This window comes from Limnoraphis robusta CS-951, from assembly GCF_000972705.2.
Genome location: NZ_LATL02000149.1, coordinates 1 through 25,487, shown reverse-complemented (window position 1 = coordinate 25,487; position 25,487 = coordinate 1). Strand labels below are relative to the sequence as shown.

22 protein-coding genes and 1 pseudogene are annotated in these 25,487 nt (G+C 42.1%); 10 read left to right on the top strand and 13 right to left on the bottom strand.

Going from position 1 to position 25,487, the window contains the following annotated elements; genetic code table 11:
• A pseudogene (gene tnpA / locus WN50_RS13290) lies at positions 1-262 on the top strand (IS200/IS605 family transposase); the annotation flags it as partial.
• A 21-nt stretch (positions 263-283) separates the two neighbouring features.
• Here tnpA and WN50_RS13285 read toward each other — a convergent pair.
• Entirely contained in the window at positions 284-1,636 is a 1,353-nt protein-coding gene (locus tag WN50_RS13285; RefSeq protein ID WP_046278489.1) for a helix-hairpin-helix domain-containing protein, read from the bottom strand.
• A 173-nt stretch (positions 1,637-1,809) separates the two neighbouring features.
• Complete coding sequence (locus tag WN50_RS13280; protein ID WP_049559419.1) at positions 1,810-4,488, bottom strand: trans-splicing intein-formed DNA polymerase III subunit alpha N-terminal partner DnaE-N; 2,679 nt, start codon at positions 4,486-4,488, stop codon at positions 1,810-1,812.
• Between the two features lie 224 nt (positions 4,489-4,712).
• On the opposite strand from WN50_RS13280, the gene menD reads away from it, so the two are divergent.
• On the top strand, positions 4,713-6,458 hold the full coding sequence (menD, locus tag WN50_RS13275; protein ID WP_046278491.1) for a 2-succinyl-5-enolpyruvyl-6-hydroxy-3-cyclohexene-1-carboxylic-acid synthase: 1,746 nt from the start codon (positions 4,713-4,715) through the stop codon (positions 6,456-6,458).
• On the opposite strand, the gene grxC is transcribed toward menD, so the two are convergent.
• The 5 genes from grxC to WN50_RS13250 all read right to left on the bottom strand — a co-directional run bounded on the left by grxC (position 6,455) and on the right by WN50_RS13250 (position 10,389).
• Positions 6,455-6,772 carry a glutaredoxin 3 gene (gene grxC, locus WN50_RS13270; RefSeq protein ID WP_046278492.1) on the bottom strand — a complete coding sequence of 106 codons (318 nt, stop codon included), beginning with the start codon at positions 6,770-6,772 and terminating at the stop codon, positions 6,455-6,457. The genes menD and grxC overlap by 4 nt on opposite strands.
• 27 nt (positions 6,773-6,799) lie before the next feature.
• The gene (locus WN50_RS13265; RefSeq protein WP_046278493.1) at positions 6,800-7,066 is read right to left on the bottom strand and encodes a hypothetical protein; all 267 of its coding nucleotides are present in this window, start codon (positions 7,064-7,066) and stop codon (positions 6,800-6,802) included.
• Positions 7,067-7,223: 157 nt separating this feature from the next.
• Positions 7,224-8,003 carry a PspA/IM30 family protein gene (locus tag WN50_RS13260; protein WP_046278494.1) on the bottom strand — a complete coding sequence of 260 codons (780 nt, stop codon included), beginning with the start codon at positions 8,001-8,003 and terminating at the stop codon, positions 7,224-7,226.
• A 482-nt stretch (positions 8,004-8,485) separates the two neighbouring features.
• On the bottom strand, positions 8,486-9,163 hold the full coding sequence (locus WN50_RS13255; protein WP_046278495.1) for a PspA/IM30 family protein: 678 nt from the start codon (positions 9,161-9,163) through the stop codon (positions 8,486-8,488).
• A gap of 17 nt (positions 9,164-9,180) precedes the next feature.
• Complete coding sequence (locus WN50_RS13250; protein WP_046278496.1) at positions 9,181-10,389, bottom strand: hypothetical protein; 1,209 nt, start codon at positions 10,387-10,389, stop codon at positions 9,181-9,183.
• On the opposite strand from WN50_RS13250, the gene WN50_RS13245 reads away from it, so the two are divergent.
• Positions 10,388-11,026, top strand: coding sequence for a DciA family protein (locus WN50_RS13245; protein ID WP_235440950.1), 639 nt, complete (start codon positions 10,388-10,390; stop codon positions 11,024-11,026). The two genes, WN50_RS13250 and WN50_RS13245, sit on opposite strands and share 2 nt — an antisense overlap.
• 489 nt (positions 11,027-11,515) lie before the next feature.
• Positions 11,516-11,755 carry a hypothetical protein gene (locus tag WN50_RS32225; RefSeq protein ID WP_072075581.1) on the top strand — a complete coding sequence of 80 codons (240 nt, stop codon included), beginning with the start codon at positions 11,516-11,518 and terminating at the stop codon, positions 11,753-11,755.
• Between the two features lie 320 nt (positions 11,756-12,075).
• Here WN50_RS32225 and menB read toward each other — a convergent pair whose 3' ends face one another.
• Both menB and purM read right to left on the bottom strand, forming a co-directional pair.
• Positions 12,076-12,909: a 1,4-dihydroxy-2-naphthoyl-CoA synthase gene (gene menB / locus WN50_RS13240; RefSeq protein ID WP_046278497.1), complete on the bottom strand. Its 834-nt coding sequence runs from the start codon at positions 12,907-12,909 to the stop codon at positions 12,076-12,078.
• A gap of 220 nt (positions 12,910-13,129) precedes the next feature.
• The gene (gene purM, locus WN50_RS13235; RefSeq protein ID WP_046278498.1) at positions 13,130-14,161 is read right to left on the bottom strand and encodes a phosphoribosylformylglycinamidine cyclo-ligase; all 1,032 of its coding nucleotides are present in this window, start codon (positions 14,159-14,161) and stop codon (positions 13,130-13,132) included.
• 400 nt (positions 14,162-14,561) lie between these two features.
• On the opposite strand from purM, the gene WN50_RS13230 reads away from it, so the two are divergent.
• The 3 genes from WN50_RS13230 to WN50_RS13220 all read left to right on the top strand — a co-directional run bounded on the left by WN50_RS13230 (position 14,562) and on the right by WN50_RS13220 (position 18,660).
• Entirely contained in the window at positions 14,562-15,620 is a 1,059-nt protein-coding gene (locus WN50_RS13230) for a septal ring lytic transglycosylase RlpA family protein (protein WP_046278499.1), read from the top strand.
• Positions 15,621-15,782: 162 nt separating this feature from the next.
• Positions 15,783-17,321: a bifunctional pantoate--beta-alanine ligase/(d)CMP kinase gene (locus WN50_RS13225; protein WP_046278500.1), complete on the top strand. Its 1,539-nt coding sequence runs from the start codon at positions 15,783-15,785 to the stop codon at positions 17,319-17,321.
• Positions 17,322-17,535: 214 nt separating this feature from the next.
• The gene (locus WN50_RS13220) at positions 17,536-18,660 is read left to right on the top strand and encodes a polysaccharide deacetylase family protein (protein ID WP_046278501.1); all 1,125 of its coding nucleotides are present in this window, start codon (positions 17,536-17,538) and stop codon (positions 18,658-18,660) included.
• On the opposite strand, the gene WN50_RS13215 is transcribed toward WN50_RS13220, so the two are convergent.
• The 4 genes from WN50_RS13215 to WN50_RS13200 form a co-directional block, all read right to left on the bottom strand.
• Positions 18,624-18,884, bottom strand: coding sequence for a hypothetical protein (locus WN50_RS13215; protein ID WP_162490187.1), 261 nt, complete (start codon positions 18,882-18,884; stop codon positions 18,624-18,626). The two genes, WN50_RS13220 and WN50_RS13215, sit on opposite strands and share 37 nt — an antisense overlap.
• 36 nt (positions 18,885-18,920) lie before the next feature.
• Positions 18,921-20,324 carry a DNA methyltransferase gene (locus WN50_RS13210; RefSeq protein ID WP_046278503.1) on the bottom strand — a complete coding sequence of 468 codons (1,404 nt, stop codon included), beginning with the start codon at positions 20,322-20,324 and terminating at the stop codon, positions 18,921-18,923.
• 134 nt (positions 20,325-20,458) lie between these two features.
• Positions 20,459-22,267: a helicase HerA domain-containing protein gene (locus WN50_RS13205; protein ID WP_046278504.1), complete on the bottom strand. Its 1,809-nt coding sequence runs from the start codon at positions 22,265-22,267 to the stop codon at positions 20,459-20,461.
• A gap of 31 nt (positions 22,268-22,298) precedes the next feature.
• Positions 22,299-23,504 (bottom strand): DNA double-strand break repair nuclease NurA, encoded by a 1,206-nt coding sequence (locus WN50_RS13200; protein WP_046278505.1) that lies wholly within the window; start codon positions 23,502-23,504, stop codon positions 22,299-22,301.
• A gap of 296 nt (positions 23,505-23,800) precedes the next feature.
• On the opposite strand from WN50_RS13200, the gene WN50_RS13195 reads away from it, so the two are divergent.
• The 3 genes from WN50_RS13195 to WN50_RS13185 all read left to right on the top strand — a co-directional run bounded on the left by WN50_RS13195 (position 23,801) and on the right by WN50_RS13185 (position 25,349).
• Complete coding sequence (locus tag WN50_RS13195; RefSeq protein ID WP_046278506.1) at positions 23,801-24,052, top strand: UPF0175 family protein; 252 nt, start codon at positions 23,801-23,803, stop codon at positions 24,050-24,052.
• Positions 24,049-24,537, top strand: coding sequence for a PIN domain-containing protein (locus tag WN50_RS13190; protein WP_046278507.1), 489 nt, complete (start codon positions 24,049-24,051; stop codon positions 24,535-24,537). The genes WN50_RS13195 and WN50_RS13190 overlap by 4 nt, the downstream gene beginning before the upstream one ends.
• A 320-nt stretch (positions 24,538-24,857) precedes the next feature.
• Positions 24,858-25,349 (top strand): molybdenum cofactor biosynthesis protein MoaE, encoded by a 492-nt coding sequence (locus WN50_RS13185; protein ID WP_046278508.1) that lies wholly within the window; start codon positions 24,858-24,860, stop codon positions 25,347-25,349.
• Positions 25,350-25,487 lie beyond the last annotated feature (138 nt).

Here is a 25,487-nt window from a genome sequence, read left to right as displayed (position 1 = left end):
CACAAATGAACTTTCAAATCTTAGAAATCAATGGCGAGGATGAACACATACACGCATTGATTGAATACCCTCCCAAACTTTCTGTGTCTAAAATTGTGAACGCCTTAAAAGGTGTTTCAAGTCGCCGTTATGGGCAAGCAGGGTTGAAAAACCATATGGTAAAACAGCTTTGTGGAGTCCTAGTTATTTTGCTATCTCCGTTGGCGGCGCACCTATTGACGTACTGATTCAATACATTAAGAATCAAAAAAAGCCGTCCTAGAAGGACGGGGCTTGTATCCCATTATTTTCGGTCATCGTTAAAAATACTCGCTTGAAATTGACTACTTTTGAGGCGATCAACAATTCCTTCTCGATCTTCGACCCAAAAACGAGAACCAAATCTGACTAAATATTGGTTGGAGACGACTGCTTCAACGGGGTATTTTTTCTGGTCTGGGTTTCCATTATAATCCTCTAAAATCGTTTTCAGATTATCTAATTTTGATGTTTGTTCGATTTCTTCGGGTGTTAGGTAGAGTCTAACTGAGGGTAGTTTTTCGGTAGGTTTTACGCTTTGCAAAAGGTGTTCAACGGATTCCGCTTCCTCAATAATAAGCTGAATTTTCTCCTCCTGCTTATCGACTTTACCCGTTACCAAGAAAGACTTGTTTTCTTCGAGAGAAGTTAGAATCTCTTGAAAAGTTCTGGGGAAAACAATCGCTTCCGCTTGTCCGCTCATATCCTCAACTTTTAGAAAAGCCATCGTTTCCCCTTTCTTGGTAACATGGCGCTTGACTTCTACAATCACCAAAAATACTTTAACTTTTTTTCCTTTGTGTTCCGCTAAATCTTGTAAAGTAATTGCATCTTCGACAGGATAGGCTTTAATTACAGATTTGAGAGGATGTTCAGAAACATAGAACCCGAGTAATTCCTTCTCAAGTTGTAACTTTTCTTGAGTCGAAAAATCATCAGTTGGTTGAGGTTTAGGTGCGTCTTCGTTGGTATTCGTTGTGGTGTTTCCTCCTAATAAATCAAAAATACTACCCTGACCAATTTCTTTATCTTTAGCTTTTCCTTGCGCCCAAGGAATTAAAGAATTTAAGTGATCAATCGCCTGTTTTCTATTTTTGTTCAGACTATCTAAAGCACCGCATTTAATTAAAGATTCCAAAGCACGGCTATTCACAAATTGCAAGTTTATCCGGCTACAAAAATCAGCCAAATCCTTAAATTTACCCCCGGTTCTTCGAGCCACTAAAATATTTTCAATCGCGGATTCTCCGACATTTTTTATTGCAGATAAGCCAAAGATAATTTTACCCTCAAAAGGTGTGAAATCTACTTCCGAACGATTCACATCTGGGGGAATTACATCAATTTTTAAACTCCGTTGACAGGAGTCAATATATTTTTGTACTTTGTCGGTATTATCGCTATTTTCTGTTAGCAAGGCTGCCATATATTCAACGGGATAATTCGCTTTGAGATAAGCCGTTTGGTAGGTAACGAACCCATAAGCCATTGAATGGGATTTATTGAAGCAGTTGGAAGCTATCGAACCATTTTTCAGCAGGAAGTTATGGTCTTTTTCAACGCCAATATCATAAACGGTTTGACTACCTAAAGACTTTCGACTAACAATTTTAACCATGTTTGTAACTCCTTAAAATCTCTTCTATTTTGAGCCTTTTTCGTTTTAATCCTAAAGAAGAATCATTGTAGATTATATTATAGAATTTTTGGATGTTTGTATAGCTGAATATTCTCCAATAATAAACTTTTTTTGAATATCAAGTTGGTTATAGTTCAGAATTTTCACTTGACTTATACCGAATCTGCATTAACCTGTTTTAATTCTAACCCTTTTTCAAAAATCTCATCGATGGGTAGCATTTGATTATCCATTGTCATAAACTTATGATCTTTTGTCGCCCGAATAATTGAACCATCTTCAAGACAATACTCAAAGACTTCTTGTTTTCCTCGATTGTGCCATTGGGCGATAGGTTGAGTATAAACAAAACCATTTTTATCAACACTGTAAACCGTACATTCTATCTTTTCATCTACAATTTTACCGATGGGTAGAAGCCCATATTCAACCGTTAAAATTTCAGTATCATAACTCAAACAATATTCTGCGAAAGCTAACATTTGATCAAATAAATGTTCAGCAATTTGTTTACTCACACCATTTTTAGTTGAACCATCAATAAAGGCTTCTCTTTGTTTCTGCATTTCTGAGAGTTTCTTTTTCCCCATCGCCCGACGTAATAAATCCGCTTCTCCTAGCGAATATCCCGCCAAATCTTGCGCCATTTTCATAATTTGTTCTTGATAAACCAGAATCCCATAAGTTTCTTGTAAAATTGATTGTAATAAGGGATGTTCATACTCAATGGGAACTCTTTTATGTTTTCGATCAATAAATTTAGGAATCAATCCCGCATCTAATGGCCCAGGTCTATAGAGGGCTAAAATCGAGGAAATATCCTCAATATTAGACGGTTTTAAATCCTTCACAATTTGCCGCATTCCCGAGGATTCTAACTGAAATACCCCTTCTAAATCACCTCGTTCTAATAGTTTATAGGTATTTTGAATATCTTGCGGTAGTTTTTTTGCTGTGCCTTTTGCGAGGATTTGACAAGCTCTGCGTTCATCGACGGGAAGTTGATCTGGATTAATTTTAAAATGATGATTTTGCTCAATTAGTTCAACAACTCGCTGAATAATCGTTAGGTTTTTCAATCCCAGAAAGTCCATTTTTAACAATCCCAAAGCCTCAATATCTTCCATAAAATATTGAGTAATCACCGCCCCATCATTGTTTCGTTGTAGAGGCACAATTTCATCTAAAGACTGTTTAGAAATCCCCACCCCTGCCGCATGAACCCCGAAGGTTTTGTTGGTTCCTTCGATGCGAATTGCCATATCTATCCACTGACGCACGGGTATTTTTCCGACGATTTCTCCCTTATCATCTTTAATCTCAACCTCTTCAGTTTCATAGGCGGCTTTAAATTCCGGGGATGGCGTTTCATCAGAAATCATTACTTTTAATTTGGCGGGTTTTCCTCTTGATACCGGAATTAATTTCGCCATTTGATCGGATTTACTATAAGGAATTCCCAACACCCTCGCTACATCTTTTAAAACCGCTTTAGACGTCATGCGGTTAAAGGTGATAATTTGAGCGACTTTATCTTCGCCATATCGGTTCGTCACATACCGAATCATTTCATCCCGTCTAGCGATACAAAAATCGGTATCAATATCTGGCATTGATTTCCGTTCAGGATTCAAAAAACGCTCAAATAATAACCCATGATGAACCGGATCAATATTAGTAATTTTCAACGAATAAGCGACTAAAGAACCTGCGGCAGACCCTCGACCTGGCCCCACGGGAATATTATTTTCTCGGGCATATTTAATATAATCCCAAACCACCAAAAAATAGGTTGAAAATCCCATTTTTTGCATCATTTTCAGTTCATACTCTAAACGTTCTCGATATACAGGTGAAATTTCTGAACGAGTCTTGGCATTTAAACGTTCTAATAATCCTATCCAGGTGACTTCTTCCAGATAAGTATCAGATGTATGATTAGGTGGAATGGGATAGTCAGGAATACGAGATTCTCCCAAAATTCCGGTATAGGGTTCAACTTTTCCGGCAACTTCTAGGGTATTTGCAATCGCTTCTTGAATCACATCATCGGGTAAATGATCGCGAAATAACTGCGCCATTTCTTCGGCTGATTTTAGATATTCCGTCCCCGAATAACGCATCCGTTTTTCTTCGGAAATCAGTTTTTGGGTGTTAATACAAAGTAGCGCATCGTGAGCTTCTACATCATAACAAGAAATAAAGTGAGAGTCGTTGGTTGCAATAATTTTAATGTCTAATTTTCGGGCAATTTTAACTAATTCTACGTTAACAATTCGATCTTCAGGCGAACCGTGATCCTGTATTTCTATATAATAATCTTCACCAAATACATCTTTATACCATTGAGCCGTTTTTTGGGCGACATCCAAACGTCCCTGTAAAATGGCTTGGGGAAGTTCACCGCCTAAACAGGCACTTGTCACGATTAACCCTTCGTGATACTGTTCTAAAAGCTCTTTATTAATGCAGGGACGGGCGAAAATTCCCTTTCCTTGAAATCCTTTCAGATGAGAAATTGTTGTCAGTTTAACGAGGTTTTTATAGCCTTTTGTATTTTTCGCTAAAACAACCTGATGATATTTTTTGAGTCCCCGTTGTTGTTGAGTCACATCGCCATTAATCACATACATTTCATTGCCAATAATGGCTTTAATTCCCTTGTTGCGACATTGTTTAATTAACTCTATAGCACCGTACATAACGCCGTGATCGGTAACAGCAATTGCAGGCATTCCTAACTCAACGGCTCGCTCAATGAGTTGGGGTAATTGAGAGGCTCCATCTAACAGGCTATAATCACTATGAATGTGCAGACCAACAAAAGACATAATTGTTTTATAGAATTTATAGAGAGTTTTACAGTAGAATTTTTATGGAGTAAGGGCAGGTTTAGTCAGGTTTTCTGTGGGAAGTTAGAAATCGATGTGAACCCGCCCCTACCATCTATTTTTCCTTCTAAAAACCTGTTTATAATCGATATTCACGGTTAACAGTTTTCCACAAGCCCGCGCACATCATACTATAGATTTGTTCACTTCAGTATAATAGATTTATGATCGACTTTCGCAATACAAATACTGTCTGGGCTTCTATTCTTGTTGAAACGTTACATCAACTGGGATTAACGACTGCGATTATTAGCCCCGGTTCTCGTTCAACACCTCTAACGTTTGCCTTTGCTCAACATCCGAATATTGAATCTATCCCCGTTCTCGATGAACGTTCTGCCGCTTTTTTTGCGTTAGGAATTGCTAAAAAATTAGGCTTACCAACGGCTCTCGTTTGTACCTCGGGGACGGCAGGGGCGAACTATTATCCGGCTGTAATTGAAGCCCGAGAAAGTCGAGTTCCCTTGCTGATTTTAACAGCCGATCGCCCTCCAGAATTGCGAAATTGTCACGCCGGACAAACGATTGATCAAGTTAAATTATACGGTAATTATCCCACTTGGGAGAGCGAATTGGCAACCCCTTCTTTAGAACTTCAACTGTTATCTTACCTGCGGCAAACGCTAATCTATGCTTGGGAGCGATCGCAGCGTCCGATACCGGGGGCAGTTCATCTTAATTGTCCGTTTCGTGACCCTTTAATACCCGTCCCCCAAGCCGCAGCGTTAGAGTTAGAAGCAACTTTTCCCTCTGATTTCTTCTCGACGGTTTCTCCAGAACAACCCGTTAATTCTACTCTTAATTTAAACCCATACTTGGAAAAATGGCAATCCTGTAAACAAGGCTTAATTATTGCGGGAGTCGCTCAACCCCAGTCTCCTCAATTATATAGTCAAGCAGTTGCTATACTTTCCCAATTTTTAAACTGGCCTGTATTAGCAGAAGGGTTATCTCCAGTTAGAAATCATGCTAAAATTAATCCGAATTTAATTTCAACCTATGACCTAATTTTACGCCATCAAAAACACGCTCAAAAACTCAGTTTTAATACTATTATTCAAGTCGGAGATTTACCAACCAGCAAACAACTAAGAACTTGGCTAGAAAAGCTTTCACCTCAAACCTATATTATCGATCCAACCTATCAAAACCTCAATTCATTACACAATTCAGCGATTCATTTGCGATATTCTATCGAACAAATTTCTGATAGTTTATCCAACCTTAAACCGAAAAATACTAACAAAAATTACCTGAAACTTTGGCAAGATGCGGAAGCCATTGTTAGAGGCGAAATAGAGCGAGAGATGACAAGTTTTGAAGTTTTAACAGAACCCAAAGTTTCTTGGCTTCTGCCGCAAATCTTACCGCCTCAAACGCCTATATTTATCTCTAATAGTATGCCTGTGCGGGATGTTGAATTTTTCTGGATGCCCAACGCTCTAGAAATTCAACCCTTTTTTAATCGAGGTGCAAACGGAATTGAGGGTACATTATCCACCGCTTTAGGCATCGCTCATCATCAACAAAGTAGCGTATTACTAACAGGTGATTTAGCCTTACTTCACGATACAAACGGCTTTTTGTTGCGAAATAAATTCATCGGACATCTAACAATTTTGTTAATCAATAACAACGGGGGCGGAATTTTTGAACTGTTACCTATTGCAGAATATAATCCCCCTTTTGAAGATTTTTTCGCGACTCCTCAACACATTGACTTTGCTCAACTCTGCAAAACATACAGCGTAGACTATCAAAAAATCCAATCTTGGCATCAACTCAAACAACTCCTAAACCCCCTACCCAAACAAGGAATTCGAGTGTTAGAAATTCCCACAAACCGCAAACTCGACGCACAATGGCGGCTAAACACACTTGATCAATTTGCAGTCAATTTAGAGTCTTAGGCGGCTACATTTTCAGCTAACAAAGGATCTAACTGTCCTTGGCTATTGAGTTGATAAATATCATCACATCCGCCAATATGCTGATTATTAATAAAAATTTGCGGAACACTACGCCGCCCATTGGCCCGTTCAGCCATTTGATTTCTAGCAACATTGTCGCCATCTATTTTATACTCAGTATAATTAACCCCTTTCCACCACAATAATAATTTAGCTCGGATACAATAGGGGCAGGTTTGCCAAGTATAAATTTCAACATTCGCTTTCACTTGTTCGGGATGTCTTCCCAAGATAGGATTAAGGAAATCAAACATAATTTTAGGGTTTGTTGAGTGATTATTTTAGCGGATCTGACTGGATGATAAATTGGGTTGCACTCGTTTAATATCATTTTTGACTCGATGCAACAACTTAAACTCTCGCAGCATCAAAGCATAGTAGTGAACAGTAAACAAAATATTAATCCCGAAAAAAATAGTCGTGAGGAGAAACCGAAATATAGAACCAAAACTAAACTCGGAAGCCATTGTAAACACAGAAAAGATAATAGAACACAAACCGAACCCAGAAGCAAAGGAACTCAGAATCAGCAAACGAACTTTAGACATTGTTCTTGTTAAACTGAAAAAACGATAGATTAGCTAAAAATTTGACAATTACCATTGAAAACAGGGGCTTTTACTCAGAGCCAAGTTGTTGATTTTCACAAAACCTGAGACAATCGGCAAAAAACCCCTGTTCAATGCGGTGACACCCCAGAATAGCCTAAAGGTTGTCAAGTTGCTTGCGTAACTCCTCCAACTCAGCATCAACTTCTGTTTTTTGGGCGGGAGTTTGGGGAGTAGAAGCTTGGCTGGGGGGGAGTTGAGCTTGAGTTTGAGCAGGGCCAAGCTGCATTTGCGCTTTTAAAGCCGCTAAATCATCATCCACATTTCCGGCTTCCAGTGCTTTGAACTGACTTTCTAAGTCTGCACCTGCTAATTCTCCTGCGGCATTAGAACGAGCTTCCATTTGCAGGACTTTTTCTTCCATGCGTTCAAAAGCAGCCATTCCGCCCGAGGTATTATTAATACCGCCCAGCATTCCCTGTAACTGCTCATTTGCCTTAGCCGCTTGCGCTCGGGCTTTGAGCATATTTTTCTTGGTTTTCGCTTCAGAGATTTTACTCTCTAACTGAATCAAGTTGCGTTTGAGGGCTTCCACCTGAGTAGTTTGCCCGTCGAGCGTAGCCTTAATGGTGTTGGCTTGCTCCTCATAGCTTTTCTTACGCTGCAAAGCTTCTCGAGCCAAGGTTTCATCTCCCTTTTGCAGAGCCAGTTGAGCGCGCGAGAGCCATTGATTGACTTGAGACTGGCTTTGATTATATTGCTGCTGGCTGCGTTTTTGAGAAGCGATCGCCTGTGCCACCGCCTGACGGAGCTGCACCAGATCTTCCTGCATCTCAATAACAGTCTGCTCTAAGATCTTTTCTGGATCTTCAGCCTTGCTGACCATATCGTTTAGGTTCGATCTAACGACACGGCTAATCCGATCGAATAGTCCCATAACGCTGTTTTTCCTTCAACGGTTTATAAAGTTAATCGCAGCAGGCTGATCAAATTAACCTGCCTTCATAGAATAGCTTTGGGCAACTGCTAGTAGCTACTACCTACAGTTTAACTCCATTACCGGATCTCCCCCTGTTGCTCTGTACTGAAATTTTAATTCATAGCGCAGGGCGCACAGTTCGGGGGGAAACTAGGGTGAGCGAAAAAAACGGTTGCCTTTTGCCTGTTGCAAGATAGCCTGTTTCCTGCTAACTGTAAACTGTCTTCACTGGTCACTGGTCACTGTAAACTGTAAACTGTCTTCACTGGTCACTGGTCACTGTAAACTGTCTTCACTGGTCACTGTTCCCTGCTAACTGTAAACTGTCTTCACTGGTCACTGGTCACTGGTCACTGTAAACTGTCTTCACTGGTCACTGGTCACTGGTCACTGTAAACTGTCTTCACTGGTCACTGGTCACTGTAAACTGTAAACTGTCTTCACTGTTCCCTATTGCCCGGTAACATTTTCGCTTTCATCGCCGCCAACTCCGCATCAACATCATTATCATCCGCTTCGAGAGCATCAAACTGTTTTTCTAAATCATTCCCAGAGAGTTCAGCCATCGCCTGAGAACGGGCTTCGAGTTGCATCACCTGATCTTCCATCTGTTCAAAGGCATTTAAAGCGCTTCCCGTGCTAGTATTGCCGAGAATCTCATTTAGCCTTTCAGAAGCTTGAGCCGAACGCGCCCGAGCCACAAATAGATCTTTTTTCGCCTTCGCCTCACTAATTTTACTCTCCAGCTTTCGCATATTTTGCCGCAACTGTTCAACCACTTGAGCTTGCTGTTCGAGTTGAGCAGACATTACCGCTTCCGTTTCCAGATAAGACTTCCGGCGAGTTAAAGCTTCTCGGGCGAGTCGTTCTTCTCCTTTTTGCAAAGCGAGTTGTGCGCGTCTGTACCATTCTTCAGCAGTGGTTTTTGCCTGAGAAGATTGGCGCTCGGTGCGTTTTTGGGTGGCGATCGCTTGAGCAACCGCTTGTCTGAGTTGCACCAAGTCTTCCTGCATATCCATCACCGTTTGTTCCAGAATTTTCTCTGGATCTTCGGCTTGGCTGATCAAACTATTAATATTGGCGCGAATAACCCGCCAAAGGCGACCAAAAAGCCCCATAATGATTTTTCCCCAAGCTATTCTCCAGTTTTCGGTGTGTCATACTGCACAGAAACACCTTGAACGCGCAGTTCTTCAGCCAGACGTTGAGCCGCAGCCTGATTATCCAACGCACCCATCTGAACTTTTACCCCGGTTTTAAACTCTCGCACATAAGCATCCGGCACAACTTCTCGGACTTTTTCTAGCGCTCGTTCATCGGTGTAGGATGTCACCACATAATACAGTCCATCATTGGCTCTAACGGGAGCGGTGTTGGGTTTAGTTGCGGCTCCGGCTGGAGGTTGAGGAGTGGGTGTCTGTACAGGTGCAACAGTCGGTGCTGGTGCAGGTTTGGGAGTTGCCGGAACCGGATCAGGAAGGAGTTCATTCGTCAGGTTGCTCATTCCAGGCCCACTCGGTAGGGGACTGGGTGGCGTTAAATTTTGAGGATTTGGGGGAACCGCAGTTTGAGTCGTGGGTGCCGGAATCGGATTCGGATTGGGATTAATATTGCTAAGGGTGCTTAACTCTAGATCAACAAATTCACGAGCAGCTAAATTCGGCTTGGGTTCCAGAGGTCTCGGAGCGGCCGAATCATCTGTTTGTTGGGGGTTTTGATTAAATTTCCACCAACGATTTAACCCTAAAGTTGCCATTCCTGACGGCGACATCACCACATAGCCCAAACCGATACAGGATAAGAGAAACAGCAACATTGATCCAATCCCCACAGGGGTCAATAAACTCCCCACCCAACTGCGTTTTCTACGTCTAGCCCGCCGTTCTTCGAGACTGCTGACCAATTGTTGAGACGATTCTAGATAACCCTGGGGTGCATAGGGATTAACGGGTGAGGGGGGAGAACTGTGACCATTTGTAGATGACCCTGACTCGGTTTCTGATAAACGAGGGGCTAAGGGTGCCGATGACGGGACAACAACAGATTCCCAACCCGATGGGATTTGGGATTTGGGAGATTTGGCGACAGGTGTAGCTGGGGCTGAACTCGGTTCAATATTACTTTCTCCCGCAGAGACAGATAACACCTCTGAGGGTTTTTGAGTGTAAGAACTCGATGGCGGCTTTGCAGGGGTTGGGGTCGGGGTTGTCTTGCGTCGATAGCGTCGATATCGCGAGAGTTCTTCTTCGAGTTGAACATCTAGACTCCCTAAAACCGCTTTAAGTGCGGGTTGCAGTTGAGCATCTGAAGATTTGTTCGAGTTGACCACAGAAGATTGATTCATGCGAAGCACTCCTAACAGTTTTGTAGTGGAAAATAAAATTAGCAGCTTTTCAGACTTGAGTTTCTTTAGATATATTTTGATGCAATCGTTAAATCAGGTTTTAGGTCGTTTACACATTCAGCTTCTGACTCCCGAACAGCAGCAGTTTCAATCAACGCTTGACCACTGGGCTATGGTTGTCGGTCAAAGGGCGATCGCTCACACTCGACCTGTTTCTATCAACCGAGGAGTCCTGATTGTCGCGACTTCTAGTGCTGCTTGGTCTCAGCAGCTCACCTTCAAGCGATCGCAGATTCTCCGACAGTTAAATCAAAGACTTTCTAATCCTTTGAATGATATCAAGTTTTCCACGGCTCTGTGGCATGGTCAAGGCAATTGTTCAGTTTCGGCTGAGGATGCTGCTGATCGACCCCAAAATCATCCTAGTTATATTACAGATATTCCCCCTTCCCCAACTAATGCTTCACCCACTCCAGTTTCTCCCCAAACTGCTTTTGCAAATTGGGCGGAAATGATCCAAAGGCGATCGCAATCTTTACCTGAATGTCCTCAGTGTCATTGTCCGACCCCACCCGGAGAACTGAAGCGTTGGTCTGTGTGTGCCATGTGTTTTAGCCAGCAACCCTTTCAACCCTAGTTTTTAGTTTATTCAAAAAAAAATATTGAGATTATATGGCGATCGCGATCGCAAATTCTCGGGTAGTCCTGCGGGAAATGACCAAAGCCTCAAGGACTCTGACTTTCTACTTGAGAGAGTTTCCGCTCTACCGATTTGCCTCTGTCCCCTTTCCCCGATTTGATCCGTTGTATATTTCCATTTTTTCTCTCTAAAGCAGGATGTACAAACCTCTTTTTGTAGCTCTATTGACATTTTATCTTTACGGGTTTAGCTTGATCCCCAATTGGTTTCCCTTGCTACAGTCCAAAATCTTCCCCGTTTACAGTTCTCAACTTTCCCTGGCTTAATTGTATCTGTTTATAAACCAAATCTAAAATAAACATAAAATTAAATTGTGGCTTGGGGATCGCTCAAACTTAGACAGAATAATGATTGATGGATAATTAATCGTGCTGGCTCGATCCATGACAATAAAGAGTATCAAATGGATTCATACAGGAGTACCTCATGGACGCCTCACACACTCTGACCTCATGCTGTCGTTGCTGCCAACATTACACACCCGAAGGCCGCAGAGGTGGACACTGTAGCCAGCTTCATGTTCCCGTTAAAGGCGGATGGAAAGCTTGTCACTTAGCAATGTTAGCGTTTTCTTCACCTTGGGAAGAAGCCCAAAAAATGGTCGTTTTACCCCAAAAAGTCGAGGTTTTACCGGATAAAGTCTCCGTTGCTGTCCTCGCCTCCTAAATGAAGTCCACGACGCATTACATTTTTTCTTTTGACTGAGCAACCCATTACTTTAAGATTAAGATCAGGGTTTTCTTCAGAAACATCGGTTCTTAAAAGATTTGACTTTCAATCAAGTTCAACATTAAAAAAACAAATTTTCTACCCTCAAAGGTTTTTACAGTCACCCGTCTAGGGGCGCACCTCCGTAGAAATCTCTGTCACTAACAAACAACATTAATAAACCCGCCCAAGCATTCACCGATGTAGAGGCGGGTTCACACAGATTTATTCATCCCACAAACAACATTAATCAACCCGCCCAATTCTCATTCTAGACTTTAAGGAAGCCAGGGATATTGACGAAAGTTAGGCTTTCGTTTTTCTAAGAAAGCTTGTTTCCCTTCTGATCCCTGTTCGGTCATATAGTAGAGTAATGTCGCATTTCCGGCGAGTTCCTGCAAACCTGCTTGACCATCACAATCAGCATTAAACGCAGCTTTTAAACACCGAATGGCGATAGGACTTTTATCTAAAATTTCATTCGCCCATTGAATGCCCTCAGCTTCGAGTTGTTCCACGGCAACCACACAATTAACTAACCCCATTTCTAAGGCTTGTTGAGCATTATATTGGCGGCATAAAAACCAAATTTCTCGGGCTTTTTTCTGGCCGACAATTCGCGCTAAATAACTCGCCCCAAACCCGCCATCAAAGCTCCCCACTTTCGGCCCCGTTTGACCAAAAATCGCATTATCAGCCGCAATAGTTAGGTCACAAACTAAATGTAAAACATGACCGCCTCCAATGGCATAACCTGCCACTAAAGCAATCACAACCTTCGGCATTGAGCGAATTAATCGTTGTAAATCTAATACATTTAAACGAGGAATTCCGCCATCATCAATATATCCCGCTTCTCCCCGTACACTTTGATCTCCACCCGAACAAAAAGCATATTTTCCATCAGTATGTGGCCCTGCTCCGGTGAGCAAAATCACCCCAATTCGAGTATCTTCTCGAGCATTACTAAACGCATCACAAAGTTCATTCACCGTTTGAGGACGAAACGCATTGCGTTTATGGGGACGATTAATGGTAATTTTAGCTATCCCTTCTGCTTTGTGATAAAGGATATCTTCGTAAGTTTTCGCCGTTTGCCATTCAATAGACATTTTTAAAGGAGTTGAAATTGTAAAATTGTGTTAGAGGTGAGAAAGGGTAACAGTTTTTTGAGTCACCCGGTTAAAAGTGATCGCTAATAATTGATCACGGCCTATTGTCTGATATAGCAATGAGCAGGTTAATGTTTACAACTTCTTTGTGTCTTTGTGTCTTTGTGTCTTGGTGGTAACATTCAAGGCTAGACCCTTGTAAACAAGCCTGCGCGACCTGCTACAACTGCTCACTGATTATTAACTCTTTTGAACCGATAATCACCTCACCAATTTGATAAGCTGAAATCTGGCAAGACTCAAAATAGTTAATTGTTTCTTCAGCTTGGTGTGGTGACACAATCAACACATAACCAATTCCCATATTAAACGTTTCCCACATCGCTGTTTGATTAACATTTCCCGTTTGAGAAATCCACTCAAAAATCGGCAGATTCGGCCAACTGTTAGGAATGATCCGAATCGATTGATCTTGTCCTAAACACCGAGGTAAATTTTCCGGTAAACCTCCTCCCGTAATATGCGCCATTCCATGAATTTCTAACCCTGATTTTAGGGCATTTAAAACAGGTTTAACGTAAATTTTTGTCGGGGTTAAACACAGTTCTCCCAAAGACAAACCCCCAAATTCGGCCGGACAGTCTTCCCAACTCAGTTGGCGATCGCTAACTATTTTTCGGACTAAACTAAAGCCATTGCTATGAACGCCACTACTGGCCAGTCCAATTGCTACATCCCCCAGTTTCACCTGTGAACCATTGAGGATCTGACTTTTTTCGACAATTCCCACACAAAACCCCGCCAGATCGTATTCTCCGACTGGATAAAATCCTGGCATTTCTGCGGTTTCTCCGCCAATTAAAGCACATCCTGCCTGTTGACAGCCCTCTGCTATTCCTTCAACGACTTGTACTAATTGTTCGGGGTTGAGTTTTCCGGTGGCGAGATAATCTAAAAAAAACAGGGGTTCGGCGCCGCAGGTCAGAACATCGTTGACACACATCGCCACTAAATCAATTCCGACGCTGTGATGACGGTTGAGTTGGGTGGCGAGTTTGAGTTTGGTTCCTACTCCATCGGTTCCTGAGACTAATACCGGGTGTTGGTAGCCTGTGGGAATTTCAAAACAACCCCCAAAACCCCCTAAGCCGCCGAGTACCTCCGGTCGATAGGTGCTTTGGACGGACTGACGAATTCGTTCTACGAAGTCTCGACCCGCCGCTACATCGACTCCTGCTTCTCGATAATCCATAACTCTACTTACCCGTTATCAGCATTCAGTTCTCAGTGTTTAGATTACCAAGTTTGGGGATCGAACCGCTTGAGTCAAGTCTTGATTTTTACATCTACCTCGGATTTGGGCTTCAATATTCATCTATCAGAAAATTTTATCACTCAAAAATTAGCTAAGTAAAAATTCCTAAAAAGCCCATAGGACAAGGGGTTTTGACTAAACTAAACCGTCTAGTCTAGATAAAAAAACGAAAGGTGACAACCGATACTGATTCCGAATTTTGCAAGTTCGTGTTAGTCTGTTGCAGTTGCTTTGGCAAAGGTGAACACGTTCCGAGTATGAGTTGACTTCTGTTGTGAACTCACCCAGAGTTAGCTCTGGAAAACTCGATTTTCAAGTAATGATTGTGAATAGGTTTATGAAGCAAAAAATTTTGAGTGGTTTCGCCGCAATGGTGTTGGTATCAAGCTTAAGTGTCTCCCTGTCGAGCCACGCCGAACCAACTCCATCATCCCCAGAGGCTCAAGAGAAGGAATTCACAGAAGTCAAAACTTCTTTTGAGGAAACCGCAGAGCAAGCAACTTTGGAAACGGTGAGTTATACCACTGCTGTAAAAGTCGGGGAATATCAGTCTGAGACCCGCAATGATGTTCGCTCAAATGCGATCGCCACCATCAAGGCTCACGAGTGGAACAGCCGACAAGCAGCGACCCTGTATGTGCGTAATATTCCTGTTCTGACTTTTGTTGAAAAAACGTCTTCAACCCCGCAAACCCCTAGCAGCAATCTCGTTAAAATCGCAACCGTATTAGAGTCTTCGCAACCCCTCAAAAAGCCGAGTTCTGATACGCAGTCACAACAGAAAACCGATCCAGTCGCCCGAGCAACGGAAGTCGCCGCCAAACTCAATCAACTGAACCGCTATCGGGTAGATGCAAACAGCATCGGTGTGCGCTGGAACGAAGAACAGCAAAACTACAGTATTGAAATAGAAGGTCAAACCCTAGTTGTAATCGATACAGAAACGATTCTGCCCGACACCACCCAAAATCTGGCTGAGGACGCCCTACAAGCAACCAATCGACTCCGGCGACAACTGGGTTATGCTGCGCCTTTGAGCAAAATTGAGGGCAAATCCCCATTGCATCTCGAAAGTGCGTTCAATCGTCAGGTGATTAAAGCGATTGTTGGCTGGGCTTCTTGGTATGGCCCAGGTTTTCACGGTCGATTAACGGCTAACGGAGAACAGTTTAATCAGTATGAATTAACCGCCGCTCATCCTTCACTGCCCTTTGGAACAACAGTACGAGTCACGAATACTGAGAATGGCCGTTCTGTTGTGGTGAGGATTAATGATCGCGGGCCATTTACGGGCGGTCGAATTATTGATTTATCAGTAGCGGCGGCTCAAGCGATCGATATGATCAATAGTGGCGTTGCTCCGGTTCAGGTTGAAGTTCTCGCTCCAGTACAGTAGACAGGGAAGAGTCTGACCAGTGAAGAGGTTTCAGGGAACAGTAGATAGCTAATAACTGATCACTGATAAGACTGGTGACTGGTTACTGTAAACTGGTACGGGTAATTGATGAATTACCCCTACAACTGGTTAGTGTAAACTGTAAACTCTTGACAGTAAATCATGCGCCTGTTTACTACAGTGGCAGCCATGCGCTGTTACCTGAACATCCATCGTTCCAAAACCCCACAGGCTGCCATCGGATTTGTCCCTACGATGGGAAGTCTACATCCGGGTCACTTAAGTTTGATTGACCGGGCTAGAGTAGAAAATACAGTTGTTGTCGTCAGTATTTTTGTCAACCCTCTTCAGTTTGGGCCGCAAGAGGATTTGAAACAGTATCCCCGTCCACTGGAGCAAGATTTATCGCTCTGTGAACAGGCGGGGGTGGATGTGGTGTTTACGCCCAGTTCAGAAGAAATCTTGGGGCTAGACCATCAACAGCAAACAACCGTTGTTCCGCCGTCTAATCTGATATCGGTGTTATGTGGCCCCAATAGGCCGGGTCACTTTCCGGGTGTGACAACGATTGTCGCTAAATTTTTGAATATTATTGAGCCGCATCGGGTTTATTTGGGTCGCAAAGACGCTCAACAATTGGCAATTATTCGACGCATGGTGACTGATTTGCATTGGCCGATTGAAATTGTCGCTTGTCCTATTATTAGAGAAGCTTCCGGGTTAGCATACAGTTCTCGCAATCAATATTTGACGCCACAGGAAAAACAACAAGCAACGGTACTGTATCGCGCTTTGGGTAAAGGGAAGCAAGTGTTTTTATCTGGTAATTCTGATGCCGAAGCGATACTGGCGGCGGTTCATGCTGAACTCGCGACAACGACCGAGATTAAATTGGAGTATTTGCAGCTCGTTGATCCTGATACAATGGCTCCGTTAACTTTTGTTCGTGAGGTGGGACTGTTGGCGATTGCAGCTCGTGTGAATACAACTCGGTTAATTGATAATGTGATTTTACGCAACCGCAAACCGATTTTGGCGATTGATGGGCCAGCCGGGGCGGGAAAATCAACGGTAACGCGCCAAGTTGCTCAACAGTTGAATTTGTTATTTCTCGATACTGGGGCGATGTATCGGGCGGTGACTTGGTTGGTGCTAGAGATGGGGATTGATATCACTGATCAACCTGCGGTGGCTGAGTTGGTTCATCAATGTCAGATTGAGTTGAAGCCTCGAGAAGACCAGCTTGAGATTTATATTAATAGTCGTAATGTCACCGCCGAAATTCGCTCTCAACAGGTAACAGCGAATGTCTCGGCGATTGCGGCTCAACCTGCGGTGCGTGAGTCGTTAGTTGAGCAACAAAAAGCTTATGGTCGGACTGGGGGTGTGGTCGCGGAAGGACGGGATATTGGGACTTATGTTTTTCCCGATGCTGAACTGAAGATTTTCCTCACCGCTTCAGTCAAGGAGCGATCGCAACGCCGACAACTGGAACTGCAACAGCAAGGTCAGGGAGAGATTAGTCTCGAACAGATCGAACAGGACATTGCTCAACGTGATCACAAAGATAGCACTCGTTCTATTGCTCCTCTACGAAAAGCGGCGGATGCGATTGAAATTCAAACCGATGGTTTGACGATTGAACAGGTTACAGAGCTAATTATTCGTCTGTATCACGATAAAACAACTCCTTTAACATAAATTTTTGAGAGATTTACCTAAATTTGCCCTAATATCTTTAGAGATGTGATTTTCTTTGGAGGGCGCAACCCTCTAAAGATATAATTTTTAGCATTGACATATTGACGAGAATATGCTAAAAAAAATTCACTTTTTTGGGCATCACGGTGTATCTGAGTCTTCAAGACAAGAACCATCCTTAAAGTTAAGTTTTTAGGTGTGAAGGAGAAATGACGTGTTACAAAACCAGAGTTTAATTCGCCAGCAAGAACAACAGCGGCGGATATCCCGTTTAGCTCTAGTTGCGGCAATGGGGAGTTTTATGATCGGAGCAATGTTGCCTTGGAATCTGCGTGCCAATCGGTCTGTTAAACTTCTTTCTTTACCTCAGTCCTCACCCAAGATTGTTGCACCCAGTCCCCAACCCGCTCAACCCCCAGAAAAGTTAAAGCCTCCGACCGTCGCCCCGACAACTCCCGAACAATCTTCTACTCCTTCTTCAACAACCCCAACTCAGGAACGTCAAGAAACGTCGAAGTTGCCCTCTATTGACCCTAGAACATTACCCAGCGTTGGACAAACTATCTCTCAAAGAGTTGAGGGTGTACAAACGGCAGTCACTCGTCTGAAAGAACAACGGTTTGAGAATAAGATACCTGATCGCTTCAAGGGTAAAACGGTCAAAGACCTGCAACTCAATAGTGATCAGAAAGTGATTGCATTAACCTTTGATGATGGCCCCTGGCCGACAACAACAGAACAAATTTTAGATATTTTAAAAGAAAATAACGTTAAAGCGACGTTTTTTTGGGTTGGTCAAGCGTTAAATAATCACAAAGAAATTGGCAAAAAAGTTGCGGCTGATGGTCATGTGATTGCTAATCATACCTGGAATCATCGTTATCATAAACATAGTCAAGCAGAGGCAGCAAAGGAGATTGATCGCACTGCCGATTTGATTGAAGAATTAGTCGGTGTGAAAACCCCAATTTTTCGACCGCCCGGTGGAGTAGAAGATAACGGTTTAGTCGATTATGTGTTGCGGCGAGACTACGTTAATATTATGTGGTCGTCTGATTCTAGAGACTGGAGAAGTTCAGCTTCTGCGATTAAAAGTAATGTTCTCAGTTCAGTAAAACCAGGTCGAATTATATTATTGCATGATGGCGGGGGAAATCGGGCTGAGACGGTGAAAGTTTTACCGGAGATTATTACTGAAATCAAACAACAGGGCTATCGATTTGTGACGATACCGGAACTTTTGGAAATCGCCGATCAACACCTCGCTCAACAAGAACGTCAAGGTGAACAACTATCTTCTGTTCAATCTACCGATTCTAATGCGATCATGACCGAGTGAACATCAGGAACGGTCATCTGATCGTTCCATTTTTTCCATTTTTCTTTTGAGGCGATCGCAGTTTTCCCACAGGGGGTGAGTCTCTCCCTCGGTGTCATCTTTTCGGAGCCGGATATTTGATAATCGCATAATGCTAAATGCTCCCCAAGCAGAGAATTGGCATCAATACCGTTAATAACTTCTGATAAATTTTCCCAAACCGGATGATTGTTTAAAGTTGCCATAAAAACCATCAAGATTGACCCTAATCAAACGATTTTTTAATTCTTCTTTTTAAAAATTACCAAGCTCTCTCGTAACTTTTGAACTTGCTGGCTGCGACTCTTGCGATGTTTGGCGATCCATATTTGCAGCAGATCTAAACCAATTGCTTGACCAATTTTAGCAATTATAGTATCTGCTCTAATGTGCAAATTACCATGTCTAGAATTTCCAACAACACAAATAATATATCCTCCAGGTTTGAGTCGGAGTTGTTGTTGCTGTAACATGAGATATACATCATCGAAATATCCTCTTATAACTTTGGGCGCTCTCGACCGAGCGAGACTTCCTGATTCTCCTATATCGGGACATTTTGCCATTTTTTCTACTAGCTGATAAACCTCGCGTAAATCTACATTATCTTTAAGAAAATGAGTTTCTGGAAAGCTACAACTTGGATGTGAACGAAAAGTGCTTAATCTTAGATTTCGCCACTCTTGGTAAGAATTTATAAATCCTCCAAGCCAGAGTTCACACTTGTAGATCTCGCTGTAATCAAAATTATTAGGGTACGGTGGTGAGTAAAGAATTAAACCAAACTGATGAGATATTTTATGTTTAGCCAGAACTGAATCAAGGTCACAGGCATCTCCTTCTAGTACATGAGTTTGAGGGATAAAATCACCTTTATCGCTATCCGCTTTTACCAAATTAACTAAGTCTTCAATAATGATTTGTGTCCGGTTATATAGAGCCTCTTTAGGCGGAATAATATCACGGGGGAAAAATCGAAGCAAACGACCATCTTTATGCAGACAAGAAACATCTTCTATACTTGCAAGAAGAGCTAAAAGTAGAAGGTCTTTTGTTTCTTGCGAACATTGACGATGAAGAATTGCATTTCTCAATCTGAGCAATTCGTAAGCGTGTCCATTCGGGAAATATTTATTGTTATGTAGAGTTGAGAGATCTGGTAAATTAGCTGGAGTGTGTTCGTTATCTTGTAAAACTAATAATAGTTCCTTTTCTAACCGATCTGGATCGATTCTATACCATTGTGTTTTGATCCGTCCGAGAAACGCAGCAAAGGGATTGATTTCTAAACCGACACTAGGAATACCTCGCTTTTGAGCAGCTAATAAGGTTGTACCAGAACCAGAGAAAGGATCTAAAATAGAATTACAAGGAAGATCGAAGCGATCTAAAATTTTATCAACTAACTTATACGAATATCCTTCCTTAAATAAAAACCAGCGATGAATGGGATCTGTTAAATTATCTGTAAATCGGAGTAAATTTCCCCAAGAATTATCCTCAACGAAAGGCAAACTGCGTTCTAATTCAGCAAAGGTATTATCTAGTTGTGACGAGTTGGGATACAGGGGGACAACATCTGCAACTGTCTCGAACTCAGTGTTATCTATCTCGGATTTTGGAGTCAGGGAATAATCTTGTTTCACTCTTTAATAGTTGATGTGTGTTCTGAGAATTCAAGAGTAACATTAAACGGGTCATCAAAACCTCTCCAGTTGGCAATCAAATGATGTAGTCCGAACGGAAGAACTTATGAGTTTAAGGCTTCGCTTTTGGTTTTTTACTCGGTGTATTTTTCCTTGATAATTTCCCACATTGAGCGAGTTACACCAGATTTTGGTAAGTCTTCTCCTCCTTCTGTTTGTGAAGCTGTAAAGTCTCTGACTTTAAAAACCAGAGGAAAATTTTTAGTTGCTCCATTGTTAGCACTTAAAAATAAGTTGTGATATCTCGGCAAGTCTTTAGCAAATCCCTCGATCGTTCTCTTATCAGTCAACCCACAACCAATCACTTTGTCAATATCTTTTTTATTTACCATTCGTGTCATTATGACATTATCGACTAAACGAAAAACCGAATCTGGCAAAGCAGATGGAGTATTAGTTACAAAAAATAAGTTCATACCCAAGTGTCTGATTAAAGGGATCAACTCATCTATATATCCCTCGTCCATATACATATGAGCTTCTTCAAAGAAAACCGAGGGATAAATTGGAATTTCAATTCTATCTTTCTGCAAAGCTAAATATTGCTTGCGACATATTTCTTTGAGTTGATCAATAACAAGAGTCACAATTACTTTTTGAATGATTGATGATAATCCTCCCATATCAAAAACCAGAATACCGATATTCTTTTTCAAGTCTTCTAGCGTTTGAGATTTGACCTGTTTTGTCTTTTCTGTCGAAGATTCTGTATCCTCTAAAGTTTGTATGCTTCGTGACATTCTATGCAGAACTGTGCGAAGAGAGACAATTCCTGTTCTAGGTTCTCGTTTCTCTTTAATTGCCTTTTCTTCTTCTCTTGCTTCTGCTTCAGTACAAAATATGTTATAGCTAATTAAGTTACTAATTCCTCGCTCGTAAGCACCTCTCATCATGTCTTGATTTCCACAAATTTCTCTCGCCTGATCGCGAAGAAACTGTAAATCTGGTTTATTGCCAACTTGTATTCTTTGTTCAATCAATTCTGGTAACTTAGCCTTTACAGCATTATCAGTAGGTTGACTATTAAACAGAGATAATTGATCAAAAATGCTAAATAAACTTGGAATTGGCAGTTGATCTAGTCTAAACCTTAAGTTCTCTGTGGGGCGGATCAGATGAGACTTGGGTAATCCATTATATTCACCATTGATATCAAATACAATTGATGGCATTCCCAGTTTGCGCTGAAGATGAATTATTCCCTTGGTTATATGGGATTTTCCTCCCCCTTTCATTCCAGTGATCAGATTAACTTTTTCAAAACCGCCTGCATAAACTTCTACCGGACGTTCCTTATATTCCCCCAACAAAATATTAATTCCCTCTTGATGAGCTATAATATTTTGGGTTAAAAATTCGGGTGAAATTGGAAATATATCTACATTTCGGGTAACAACTTTACCCTCTGGTTCTCTCCATTCTCCCCTTTGAACTGAAGCACGCACCACAAATTCACCAATCAAAAACTCGTCGATGATTTCCTTGGGTTCATTATAGGATCTATATGTAACTGTTGTACTATGAGCGCTGGTCAGAAGCCTAAATAAAGCTTTACTATCAGCTTGGGGATAGTTGGCTATTCCTTTTGAAATAATTTGAACGATAACACCATTTTCAATAGCTTTTGAGTCTTCTGCTTGACTGATAGTTTGTCCTCTTTCTCTTAAGTAGAGAACATCACCCACATCAAAGTCTCGAACTTTAGGATAGAAAATAATACTGCCCTCACTTCCAGACAATTCCAAAAGTTGTGCAGATTCAACAGCTATTTCACTAGACAGAGCAGATTTAGAAACTGTCTCAGAATTCTCAGGTATGAGATCATCTAGATCTACATCTGGAGTCTTAAAACCACTGGGTTCAGGTAAATTACTATCTGCCATAATTGACTCTTTTCCTCGCTGAACTGATTATTTATTTGCCGAAAGATCCAAAAGGTTGAAACAAAACTTCCATACTTGGCTGTTCTTCTGGCTTTACTCCTAATCTGACAGCGACATCAGCCAACAAATTTTGAAAGTCTTGAAATAAAAAACAACTATTTTGATGGGCTTCTATTAAAGGTTTAGGGTATCCTCCGTAAATCCGACAATAGTTATAAACATCATTGATCACCTCACTCGCTCTTTTTCCTTTACAATTATGCAAATCGACTCTAAAAGTCATACTCGACGGACCAAACCCAAACCGAGCAGCATACATTTCTTTCGCCATTGTTACTCTGCTCCTTTGCTTGGTTCCAGACTGTTTTGATCGATTTTCTCTCCTTTCTTTGCTGACAGCATCTTTTAAGGGAAGGAAGCCAATAAAATCAGCCCCATATTTTTCAGTCAAAAACTTTTGAATCGGGATTCCTTCAACAGTAATTCTGGTTTTTTTGCTGATTGCTACTACGTCTATACTATTGAGATCTGCTTCATATAGCATCCCGAGTTTTTGTGATTGATTCAAAAGATAGTTTTTCGGGGTATCATAACTTCTATCTGGGAGCGCCCCATCTATAAGAAGAATGCCTCCGTTATATTTTTTCAAGATTCCTATAGCTTCAGCTTGAATAATCCGCTCTACAAAATTACGAAAGCGATCTTGAAGTTGATCGGTAGTTTCAATAACTCCGCTTTTTTCTTGGAGATATGGATATTCATCGATCTCTTTGACAAAAAATTCGGGTTCCCCTAGTCGCTTTCCCATCGCGTGTAGGACTTTGAGCTTGTTTTCTTGATCGATAGGGATCGCTCCTGTGTTGTATCGCAATATGATCACATCCCCTTCGGAAGTATAACAACAAGCTGCTCCCCTAACAGCAAACACTGTACCACCCTTCGCCAAACTTCCTAAATTTACTACACCAGCATCGACAGCAATGATTGGAGGTGGATGAAGTCGTTTGGGTCGCCCCATACGACTAACTTCGTTTAAACGTTCTAGCTTTAAATCTGATTCATGATCTGATTGAGTTCGAGGGGTCGCTTTTTCAGAATCGTTGATCAGTTCGTGAAATTGATCAGTTCGTTCAGGAAGCAATAGCACCTCGTTGCGATGATCCTCTAAATGCTCCCACGCAATTTGAACGAGGTTTTTAATATCCTGATTTTCTCGGTCTAAAAACTTGATGCTCACACCCAACCCCTAAACCCTAAACATAAATAAGGATCTGTCAAGTTTTTTTGCCTAAATCCATTTTTGACATTCTACTATATCAGCAAGCAGTCGTATCAGTTGAGAATATCATCTGCCTCACTGGGACAGGCGAGGAGTTCTTGAATCAGGGATACATAAGCCTGCACTCGTTGTTCATCCATAGCCACGCACAACTGTCAGGATAGCACCCCCGATTTTACCCCCACAACCTAGAAACCGGGTGACTTGCACCTTGCTACAATGAGAAGGTGAATCCATGCCAAGCCCATCGCTCTATGCAACTGACCCTTGAGATTCCCGATGACCTCGCTGAAGCTGGCCAGTTTACCGAATCGGACTGGCTTCGAGAAATTGCGATCGCCCTGTTTCAACAAGAACGCATTTCCCTCGGTCGCGCCAGCAAAATCGCCGGACTTCATGTCATGGAATTTCAAAAACTGATTGCTAGTCGTGGCATCTGTATTCACTACGATGTTGAAGACTTTCAGGAAGACATCCAATATCTGCGTGACCAAGGTTGGTTATGATTGTCGTTAGCGATACATCATCTCTCTGTAGCCTTGCCCTGATTAACCATCTCAGCCTGTTACCGCAACTCTACCAGACAGTGATCATTCCCCCGGTTGTTGCTGATGAATTAGCGATCGCCCCTGACTCCAAAATCACCAATATTTTGCCCCAGCCCTGGATTAAAATTCAACCCCTCCAAAATTCCCATCTTGCAGAAGAATTACAGCGATCGCGGGGACTCGATCCGGGGGAATCTTATGCGATCGCCCTGGCTGTTGAACTGAAAGCCGATAGCTTGCTGATTGATGAGCGTTTAGGACGCCTCGAAGCCAAAAAATTGGGAATTCCCATCATTGGCATCCTGGGAATCTTAATCCTGGCTAAACAAAGGCACTTAATTGGGGAGGTTAAACCCGTGATGAATCGCCTCATCCGTGACGCAAGTTTCCGAGTGAGTTCTCAACTCTATCAGCAGATTTTAGCCTTGGCAAAAGAAGAATAAAAAACTGGGTTTCTTTACTCCCACAACCTAGAAACCGGGTTACTTGCATCCCCTAGCTTTCCCTCAGCCTGCGATCGCTGTTCATCTATAGCCACGCACCAGATTAGGATAGCACCCCGATTTCACCTCATCCCCAACCCTCAGAAACGGGGTTTGTTTCTTAAATATTTGCTGAGAAATAGAGATGCTGCTAGAAGCCTAATTAATGATGAATAATAAACAAGGAATCATTATTATTGAAGTAGCGACAGCAAAACCCAACACAGCCACGATTCCCGATTGCTGCTAATGTTTTCCTTTCATTCCACCCAACTGACAAGATGTTAAATTCTCCTCTAACTGTTCAATTTCCTTCTGACTCACCCCTATCCCCCGATCATTTTGCGATTACCCTAGCCCCTTTGTCTGTAGAAGAAATCTATGCTTTGGTTGATGAACCTGCTAATGGGGCTGTTGTCTTGATGAGTGGTATGGTTCGCAATAACACCGCAGATCAACCTGTAGAAGCCTTAGAATATCAGGCTTATCAACCAATGGCTATCCGGGTGTTTGAACAAATCGCGGCTGAAATTCGCCAAAAATGGTCAGATGTGACTGGGGTGGCGATTCATCACCGGATTGGACGCTTGCAGGTAGGAGAAATTAGTGTTTTAGTCGCTGTGGGTTCTCCCCATCGTCGTGAAGCGTTTGAAGCCTGTCAATATGCGATTGATACGCTCAAACATAACGCCCCTATCTGGAAAAAAGAACATTGGGCGGATGGATCGAGTAGTTGGGTGAGTATTGGGGCTTGTGAGCGAGAAAATTGTTGAAATACCGCAAACTCTCTAGCGGTTAACGGATGACCTAACCCCCCAACCCCCTTCCCTACAAGAGAAGGGAGAGCAGTTTAGACCTTTTAAAAATTTAATACTAATAATTCTTTTCCCCTCTCCTAGCGGGGGAGGGGG